Source organism: Roseofilum sp. (genome assembly GCF_982964205.1).
Genome location: NZ_CEZBFX010000160.1, coordinates 1 through 9,244 on the forward strand (window position 1 = coordinate 1; position 9,244 = coordinate 9,244).

Annotated in this window: 10 protein-coding genes; 8 read left to right on the top strand and 2 right to left on the bottom strand. The window is 46.8% G+C overall.

The genetic code is table 11. The annotated features are described in order from the left end of the window. Positions 1-351 precede the first annotated feature (351 nt). A complete protein-coding gene (locus tag AC3A14_RS22975; protein ID WP_318735649.1) occupies positions 352-1,140 on the bottom strand; it encodes an SAM hydrolase/SAM-dependent halogenase family protein in 789 nt (262 codons plus the stop codon). A gap of 15 nt (positions 1,141-1,155) precedes the next feature. Then, entirely contained in the window at positions 1,156-2,046 is an 891-nt protein-coding gene (gene truB / locus AC3A14_RS22980) for a tRNA pseudouridine(55) synthase TruB (protein WP_318735647.1), read from the bottom strand. A 158-nt stretch (positions 2,047-2,204) separates the two neighbouring features. Between truB and psb34 the strand changes: the two genes are divergently transcribed. The 8 genes from psb34 (at position 2,205) to AC3A14_RS23020 (ending at position 9,188) form a co-directional block, all read left to right on the top strand. After that, a complete protein-coding gene (gene psb34, locus AC3A14_RS22985) occupies positions 2,205-2,375 on the top strand; it encodes a photosystem II assembly protein Psb34 (protein WP_318701367.1) in 171 nt (56 codons plus the stop codon). A gap of 118 nt (positions 2,376-2,493) precedes the next feature. Further along, positions 2,494-3,528 carry an ABC transporter ATP-binding protein gene (locus tag AC3A14_RS22990; protein WP_318735644.1) on the top strand — a complete coding sequence of 345 codons (1,035 nt, stop codon included), beginning with the start codon at positions 2,494-2,496 and terminating at the stop codon, positions 3,526-3,528. Positions 3,529-3,571: 43 nt separating this feature from the next. Beyond that, entirely contained in the window at positions 3,572-4,456 is an 885-nt protein-coding gene (locus AC3A14_RS22995) for an ABC transporter permease (RefSeq protein WP_413038636.1), read from the top strand. 22 nt (positions 4,457-4,478) lie between these two features. Then, complete coding sequence (locus AC3A14_RS23000; protein WP_318701364.1) at positions 4,479-4,823, top strand: hypothetical protein; 345 nt, start codon at positions 4,479-4,481, stop codon at positions 4,821-4,823. Between the two features lie 269 nt (positions 4,824-5,092). Beyond that, positions 5,093-5,566 carry a CAAD domain-containing protein gene (locus tag AC3A14_RS23005; protein WP_318701363.1) on the top strand — a complete coding sequence of 158 codons (474 nt, stop codon included), beginning with the start codon at positions 5,093-5,095 and terminating at the stop codon, positions 5,564-5,566. 8 nt (positions 5,567-5,574) lie between these two features. Continuing rightward, positions 5,575-5,817: a hypothetical protein gene (locus AC3A14_RS23010; RefSeq protein ID WP_318719150.1), complete on the top strand. Its 243-nt coding sequence runs from the start codon at positions 5,575-5,577 to the stop codon at positions 5,815-5,817. Next, on the top strand, positions 5,817-7,616 hold the full coding sequence (gene recJ / locus AC3A14_RS23015; RefSeq protein WP_318735641.1) for a single-stranded-DNA-specific exonuclease RecJ: 1,800 nt from the start codon (positions 5,817-5,819) through the stop codon (positions 7,614-7,616). The genes AC3A14_RS23010 and recJ overlap by 1 nt, the downstream gene beginning before the upstream one ends. Before the next feature lie 243 nt (positions 7,617-7,859). Continuing rightward, complete coding sequence (locus AC3A14_RS23020) at positions 7,860-9,188, top strand: TldD/PmbA family protein (RefSeq protein WP_413039262.1); 1,329 nt, start codon at positions 7,860-7,862, stop codon at positions 9,186-9,188. Positions 9,189-9,244 lie beyond the last annotated feature (56 nt).

A 9,244-nucleotide genomic window follows, 5' to 3' on the forward strand; every position in this document is an offset into this window, starting at 1 on the left:
ACTCCCTTAGATTTCCTCTTATTATACTGCTGGTTTTTAATTGGAATGACTATAGTAATGAATGCCGAACTGTAAGGTAATGATCGCCTCGATAACTGGATGGGACTACTTGGTCGATGCCTTATTAAGCGCAACTTCATAGAGAAATGGTACGATATTACAAGGGATGGTTTGGGGAAAAATGTCCATCAATTCCTATCTTGCCCGTCAAAAAGAACAGTCACGTCAAGTAAAACGTCACAGTCATTTTTACCTGGGCTGCTATGGATTATTATGGATTATTATGGATTGACTCCTTCCAATCTTGGTCTTCTTTAGCTGAAGAATTGATGGATTCCAAACCTCATCGGCTCATTCGGTGTAGATCAGTAATTGAACTGGATCGCCCCAAGTGAGCCTTAGTTCTTTTTCGGCATTACCGCAATTAACGGCAATTTCTACCCAGCCATGACTACCGATGAGGGCGATCGCCTGACCAATGGGTAGATCGCTATAGGTTTGAGCGCCGATAATAATTTCTTCATTCAAAATCACCGACCAAGGAACATCATTGACGGCTTCTCCAGGAATATTGGTAATTAGGTTACCAAAATGGTCAATGGATTGGATTGCTCCTCGAATATACGGTTTCTCTTGGGTATAGGAGGGAAGGGAAAGGTTAACTAGGGTATGGGGATCGATCGCCTCTCCCAACTGCTCGATCGGCACTCCATTGGCTAAATGAGCGCCTACAGGAGCAAAAATATCCCGGCCGTGGAAGGTCGTGCTAGGATTAGGCGATCGCCAATAGTTATCATTGGTTAGTTCTACGGCTTTGATGAGGGGATATTGGCTGAGAATGCCACTAAATATACCATTATCTGGCCCGACTAAAAACCCTTGGGCAAGTTCTAGGGCGATCGCCCGTCGATCTCCTCCCACTCCCGGATCGACAACTGCGACATGCACCGTATCATCGGGAAAATAGGGATAAGCATTCATCAGCGCAAACCGAGCAGCCACTAAGTTTTGCCTGGGTAAGTCATGGGTGAGATCGATCGCTGCGATCTGGGGATTAATTTGGGCGATCGCTCCTTTCATTACTCCCACATAAGGATCTTGAAGACCAAAATCAGTTAATAAGGTCAGAATTCTGGGCACACCAATTTCCTTGATTTAAGAAAAAACAACTTTCGGATGTAAAACCCACTGTAAATCAGTTTGCTCAAGTTCTCCAATACCCAGAAACTCGCCCGTTTGGGAGCTGACGCGCATTACTGTCCGGGAGAGTGTTTCATCACAGATGGATAATTGTTGGCCATGGAACCAGGAGCGCACTTGGGACGGGGAAAGAATGCACTCTGGAAGATGACTTAAGGCAACATGACCCGAAATGGGGGTAAAGGTTTGCTGCTCTACTTGGGTTTCCAACTCCTCCAAAGTCATACTCTGGCTTAAACGAAATCCACTGCTTTGGGTGCGGGTTAACTGAGCTAACGTTGCCCCCGCGTTCACCCGATCGCCTAAGTCGCGGGCGATCGCCCGAATATAGGTTCCTGGCCCACAGGCGATCGCCACATCCAACTCTGGAAAGTCCCCCGGCCGCCAATCAAGAATTTGAAGATCGTACACGTCCACCGTCCGTGCTGGCACTTGAACGACTTCCCCCTGTCTAGCCAATTTATACAAACGCTTTCCTCCCACCTGAATCGCGCTATAAATCGGAGGAATTTGTTCAATCTTGCCCTGAAATTGGCTTAAAACCAACTGAATCGACTCTAAACTTAGATCGGGAACCGGTTGACTTTCGATCGCCTCTCCTTCTAAATCATCCGTTTCTGTCCGCAGACCAAACTTAATTGTGGCCTGATACCCTTTATCTTGAGGTAAAAACTGCAACAGACGGGTTGCTTTCCCTACAGCAATAGGCAGAACCCCAACCGCCGCAGGATCTAGGGTTCCTCCATGGCCCACCCGCTTGGTGTGTAATAAGCGACGAACCCGTGCCACACAATCATGGGACGTGTAACCGGGGGGTTTATTGAGGTTGAGAAATCCAAACGTCATTTAGGAGATTATATAGCGTTTCTCTGTTCTATGTCGCAAATCTCTAGGGAGTCCGATCTAATCTTCCTACTCTCGAAGAAAAATTTTCTCTCGACCCTAGCCAAGTTTGTAAATAAATGTTAAGATGGTTATCATAAACAAGCGCAGGAGTTAATAAAATGCCATATACCACAGAAGAAGGTGGCCGTCTCAATAACTTTGCCCAAGAACCCAAAGTATATCAAGCAGAACCTCCAACCCAAGCTCAAAAAACCCAATATGTAATTATGGGGAGTATCGCCGCAGTATTGGTTGGACTTCTTATCTTTATTTCCTTTGCTGTTAGCTAGTGGACAGCAAGTGTCAAGTTTGGTAGTAGTGACTCTCTCTCCTTTCTCCCCTCTAGAATACTATCTAGAGGGGTTATTCCTGTGACTTTTCCCTGGTCTATATACTCCCTTAAACCTCATGACTCCAGCGATTCTGATTCAAAATCTCAAAAAACGATATGGCAACATTGATGCGGTGAAAGATGTATCCCTAGACGTTCGGGCCGGAGAAATTTTCGGTTTGCTAGGGCCCAATGGAGCCGGAAAAACGACGACTCTGCGTTGTTTATGTACCCTCAGCACTCCGGATAGTGGAAAGCTAGAAATAGCAGGAATTTCTGTTGTGGAGTATCCGAGAGCGACTCGACAATTGTTAGGCTATGTGGCTCAGGAAGTGGCTCTGGATAAGGTGTTAACGGGTCGGGAATTACTGAACCTGCAAGCTGCTCTGTATCATATTCCTGGGAAGGAAATTGGCGATCGCGTCCAACAGATGATTAACCGGTTGGGTATCCAAGAGTATGCCGATCAGAAAACAGGAACCTATTCAGGGGGGATTCGCAAACGCCTAGACTTGGCGGCTGGACTGTTGCACCAACCCAAGGTATTAGTGTTAGATGAACCGACGGTCGGCTTAGATATTGAAAGTCGAGTGGTGGTGTGGGACTTTCTGCGGGAATTGAGAGAGTCAGGAACCACAATTTTGATTACGAGCCACTATTTAGAAGAAGTGGACATTTTAGCCGATCGCGTCGCTATTATCGATCGAGGTAAAGTCATTGCTTGCGGAACACCTTCAGAACTGAAAACGCAAGTGGGAGGCGATCGCATCACCCTACGAATTCGCGAGTTTTGTCCCCCAGATGAAGCCGAACAAGCCAAAACCCTCTTGCAAGCCTTACCGAACGTTCAAGAGGTCATTATCAACAGCGCTCAAGGCAACTCCTTAAATCTGGTGGTCAATCCCGATCCGGCTGCCACTGAATCTACCGTATTGATTGAAGTGCAGCAATCCTTGAATCAAGCAGGATTACCCTTATTTAGTATTGCCCAATCTCGACCCAGTTTAGATGATGTTTACCTGGCCGCTACAGGACAGACGCTCCTGGATGCCGAATTAGCTGCCGCCGGGACACGGGATTTGAAGAAAGAACAGAAACAAAATATGCGTTAATCTCGAATCAAAGAGCATTCCTAACTGTGAATTCTTAACCAAGATACCTATGACTGTCACATCCCCTCAATCCAATCTTGACCTGGATATCAGCACCCTGAAACAACGTTCTCAATTCTCGTTTGGCGAACTGGTGCAAGAAACCCTTGCTCTCACCAAACGCCTGTTTATCCAACTCCAGCGCCGTCCAACCACCCTTGTTGCTGGAGTCATTCAGCCCCTGATGTGGTTAATCCTGTTTGGAGCGCTGTTTCAAAATGCCCCAGAAGGATTTTTAGGCGATCGCCTCAACTATGGGCAATTCCTCGGCGCTGGCGTAATTGTCTTTACCGCATTTTCCGGTGCCCTCAATGCCGGACTCCCCGTCATGTTTGACCGCGAGTTTGGCTTTCTCAACCGTCTGTTAGTCGCTCCCTTAAGCTCTCGCTACTCCATTGTCCTGGCTAGCGCTATCTATATTGTCACCCTAGCCCTGATTCAAACCGCCGTCATCACGATCTCTGGGATTTTTCTGGGTGCAGGATTTCCCACCTTCTCAGGACTCGCGCTCATTACCCTGATTATTCTCTTATTGGTCTTAGGAGTAACCGGAGTCAGTTTAGGCTTCAGCTTTGCCCTTCCCGGCCATATTGAACTGATCGCTGTGATTTTCGTCGTTAACCTGCCCTTACTCTTTGCCAGTAGCGCCCTAGCTCCCCTCTCCTTTATGCCCTACTGGTTACAAATTGTTTCTAGCTTAAATCCGCTCAGTTATGCTATCGAGCCAATTCGCTATCTTTATACTCATTCCGATTGGGGATTCGGTAGTATGGTAATGGCTGCTCCCTGGGGTGACATTTCTCTGGGAGGGTGTTTACTGGTACTCTTGAGCGTTGATGCGATCGCCCTCCTCGGAATTCAACCCCTACTGCGTCGTCGTTTATCCTAATTCGCAATTTTCCGGAGGTTCCATGTCCATCAAACCTTTAAAGTACACCCTGTTTACCCTACTCACTGGCCTGAGCTTGGCTCTGTTTGCTCAAGCCAGTTCTGCCCAAACTATCCTCGATCCCCTAGGAGATATCCAAACCCAAGATGGGGGTTCTAGTGTATTCTCCAGCCAGGGAGGTAATGGCCAATTCTTTGACTTAATGCACAACCTCCAGCGGGGAAACCATTTGAGAGACCCCGAACAATTCAGCATCGACCAACAAGAAAATTTAGATGATGCTGCCGCTAAATTCCGCCAACAGCAACTCGAACGACTCAACAACTCGCCTGAGTCTACCGAAGCTGCTGAAGAAACCACCCCATAAACCCCATAATTTCTATACTTCTGTTTAAGAAGTGCTAGATTCTCTCCCAGGTGCGCTACCCTAAGCTAACGCACCTTTATTTTTCCCTATTGCCCATTGCCTATTGCCTGCTGCCCATTGCCCACTCGCTATGGCTTGCCTCTTGCCAACGATCGAACTCTGCTCTAGTCTCAAGGAGGTCTGAGCATTAGTGCAATAGGCTAATCTGGTTAGTGACCACTTAACGCTCCTCACCCAGACCCTTTAATCTGATTGAGATTGAGAACATTATGCAAAGTAAAGAACCTGAAAAAACCCCGACTCCAGCCTCAACTCCTAGCCCAGCTCCGGTATCAGCTCCTGTTCCCACTCCTAAAGCTGAGTTAGTCGAATCTCCTACCTCCTCTCCCGTTATGGCTTCTTCCTCCGGACAACAAACCGTCGATCAAGTACTGACTATTCTCTCTCGGTTAACGGACTATATCGGTGAGTTCTTTGTTACTTATCAAAAACCCTTAATCAACGTAGCTCTGGTGATAACGGCTTTGATCTCTGTTTACCTCACCTTAGCGATATTAGATGCGGTTAATCATATTCCCCTTCTGGGCTTTGCTCTTGCTCCCCTCTTTGAACTGGTGGGAATTGTTTATACCGCTTGGTTTGTTTGGCGCTATCTGCTCAAAGCTTCGACTCGCCAAGAACTCTACAAGGATATTTCTGGTTTAACCTCTCAGGTAACGGGGGGGCAAAAAGCCGATTCGTAAATCCGGGTTTGGATTGGATATGTCGCGATCGGGTGGTTGATGCCACCCGATATTTTTTTGGCGATCGCCAGCAACCGGTTTTCTATTCTCCGCAGCACCAACCTTACAGCTTGCCTGCTATAGCAGAGAAAGCGTCAGTTAGGACAGGGTTTAATACTGAAACCTATTCCCTATTCCCCATTCCCTATTCCCTAGCGCACAGCGCTATATATGATAGGCTAAATCCAGATAAATCTGGCCTAACTGTTTGATGGATAGTCAAAAAAATTCTCTCTCTGCGCCAATACCTCCCCAAAAAAGCTTAACTCGACGTTTAGGAACTCTGGCGCGACTTCCTCAGCAACGATGGCAGATTTTTGAGCCAGATCCAGAAATTGAATCCTTTGCCCAACAGGTGAATTTATCGCCGTTAATTGCCCAAGTCTTACACAATCGAGGGATTCAAACGCTCCCAGATGCCCAAGGATATCTGAATCCGGATCGGCTTCAATTGCCCCATCCCTTGGCGGAATTCCCAGATTTAGAAAACAGTGTGACTTTACTGAAAGGGGCGATCGCCCAAGGACAAAAAATTGCTATCTGTGGAGATTATGATGCCGATGGCATGACCAGTACCGCCCTATTATTACGCAGCTTAAAATATATGGGCGCTCAGGTCGATTATGCCATTCCCAGTCGCATGAGTGAGGGTTATGGAATTAATCGCCGGATTGTGGAAGACTTTCATCAAGAAGGAGTCAAGATTATCCTTACGGTAGACAATGGAATTGCTGCTTATGACCCCATTGTCAGGGCTGTAGAATTAGGCTTAACTGTGATTATTACCGATCACCATGAACTGCCGAGCCAATTACCGCCAGCCCGCGCTATTTTAAATCCGAAACTATTGCCAAATACTTCTCCTTACGCTTCAGTAGCCGGAGTTGGGGTAGCCTACATCTTAGCAATCACTTTAGCACAAGAGTTGGGACAAGCCAAAGCCCTTTATCCCCTCTGTTTAGAATTATTTACATTAGGCACGATCGCCGATCTCGCCCCCTTAACCGGGGTTAATCGTCGTTGGTTAAAGCGGGGACTTAGACGTTTACCCCATTCAGAACTGGCAGGAGTGCAAGCTTTAATTCAGGTTTCTGGAGTGAGCGATCGCCAGAAGTCCCTTAAACCAGAAGACATTGGGTTTCGTCTCGGGCCAAGGATTAATGCGATCGGTCGTTTATCCGATCCCCAAATTGTCATCGAACTATTAACCACAGATGAACCCGGACTTGCCTTAGAACAAGCGATGAAATGCGAGCAAATTAATCGCCGTCGCCAAGAGCTTTGCGAACAAATCACCCAAGAAGCCATTGATATCATTCAAACGGAAAAAATTCCACTCTATGATGACCGAGTATTGGTCTTAGTTCAACCCGGTTGGCATCATGGCGTAATTGGGATTGTCGCCTCTCGTTTAGTCGAGCGCTATGGTGTTCCCGTTTTTCTAGGAACCTATGAAGATGAGGATCGCATTCGGGGTTCGGCACGCGGAATTCCTGAATTTCATGTCTTTGAAGCGTTAGAATACTGTGACGCTCTGTTAGAGAAATATGGAGGACATAAAGCAGCGGGCGGATTTTCTTTACCGAGCCAAAATTTAGAACGGTTTAAAATTCAACTGAGCGATTTTTCCCATCAGTGTTTACAACCCCAATGGCTAAAACCCTTAATTCGGATTGACGGGTTAGCGGATTTTAGTCAATTGGATCTGGATTTATATGGGCAAATCGATCGCTTACATCCCTGTGGAATTGAAAATGATTTACCCATCTTCTGGACTCCAGATGTCCGCATTTTGGAGCAAAAAATTGTTGGCAAAGGACATATTAAGCTGACCTTGAACCAGGAAAAATCGAAACGGATTTTGAAGGCGATTGCCTGGCGTTGGCAAGATTATTTTCCTCTCCCCTCTCGATTGGATATCGCCTACAGCTTACGGGAAAATACGTGGAATGGAAATACAAGTCTAGAGCTAGAATTAGTAGGGGTAAGACTACAAACCCATCCGGATTAAGGATATTTCTCGATCGCCAACCCCTGGAGGAAAAGGGCGATCGAGATCGGACTCCAGAGCCGATTGTAGCTTTTATAGACTCCATTTTTTGGTACAGTGAATCTACAGCCACAATCCTAGGGAGGGTGAGAACGGAGCGTGAACGATCGCACAGGGAATCAACAGTTAACCGATCGAGAGGATTGCAGTTCAAGGGGCGATCGCATCGCGGAAAGTTTACTTTCGGCATCTAGCTCCCCCTCCATTCTCGATCCGTCTGAAGCCTCTTGGGATGATTATGGTGAACAGTTATTAGATTTAGCTGCCCGAAATGGTGCAGAAGCAGCAGAAGTCTTTTTATCCAAATCCCATTCAATTCCCATTCTCTTTGAAGCGAACCGCCTAAAAAGTGTCCTCACTCACCACAGTGAAGGGGTTGCTCTACGCTTATGGAAAAAAGGTAAACCGGGATTAGCTGTATCCCATGGTTCAATTGCACCAGAACAATTAGTTGAAAAGGCGATCGCCCTTTCCGAACTCCAAGAGCGATCAAAATATGTGGAGTTAACCTCTGGATGTAAACAGGTTTATCCCGATCTGGGGACTTGGGTAGAGAGCAAGCAACTCTTAGACTGGGGAGAAGACGCGATCGCCCGCTTGCGAAAAACCCATGGTGATATCCTCTGTAGTGCCGAACTCGATACTGAAGCAGAAAGTACTCGCCTGCTCAACTCTCAAGGTCTCGATTGTAGTTATACGGATACCACCCTCAGTGGTTATCTCACGGTGGAATGGGTACGCAGTGATGATTTTTGCAGCATTAGTGATGGACAAGTGCAACGGGATACCCTCAATTTAGGAGCCATAGTGTCTAGAATCCAAGACCACATCAAAGCCTGTGAGCGCAATGTTGCCGCCCCACAGGGGCGCGTCCCCATTCTGTTTACAGCCAAAGCAGCAGATTTAGTCTGGGAAACTCTTAGCGCTGCTCTCAATGGTAAGCAAGTCTTTGAAGGATCGTCCCCTTGGGTCGAAAAACTGGGAGAACAGGCGATCTCATCCCAGCTTACCCTCTCCCAAGACCCTCAAATGGGGCCCTATAGCTGTCCGTTTGATGATGAAGGAGAGCCAACCCAACCCCTGATCTTTGTTGAAAATGGGGTGGTGAAACATTTCTTGTGCGATCGCACCACAGGTCGCCAGTTGGGAACCGGAACCACCGGCAATGGGTTTCGACCAAGCTTAGGCAGTTATCCTACCCCCTCTCTGTATAATCTGATTGTTTCCTCTGGTGAAAAACAGACCCTACAAGACTTAATTGCTTCCCTACCAGATGCTCTAATTGTGGATCAAATTTTAGGCACAGGAGGAGGAATTTCCGGAGACTTTTCGATTAATGTAGATTTGGGTTATCGAGTTCGGAATGGAGAAATTGTAGGTCGAGTGAAGGACACCATGGTAGCGGGAAATATCTATCACTGTCTGCGAAATGTAATAGAGTTGGGCGGCGATCGCGAATGGAATGGCTCTTGTTATACCCCATCTATCATTGTTGAAGGCTTATCCATTACCAGCAAACTAGACAATCCTTAAATATAGTCGATTCGGTTAACAGTGATACATAAATGAGATAAACTGAAGAGAGTAAG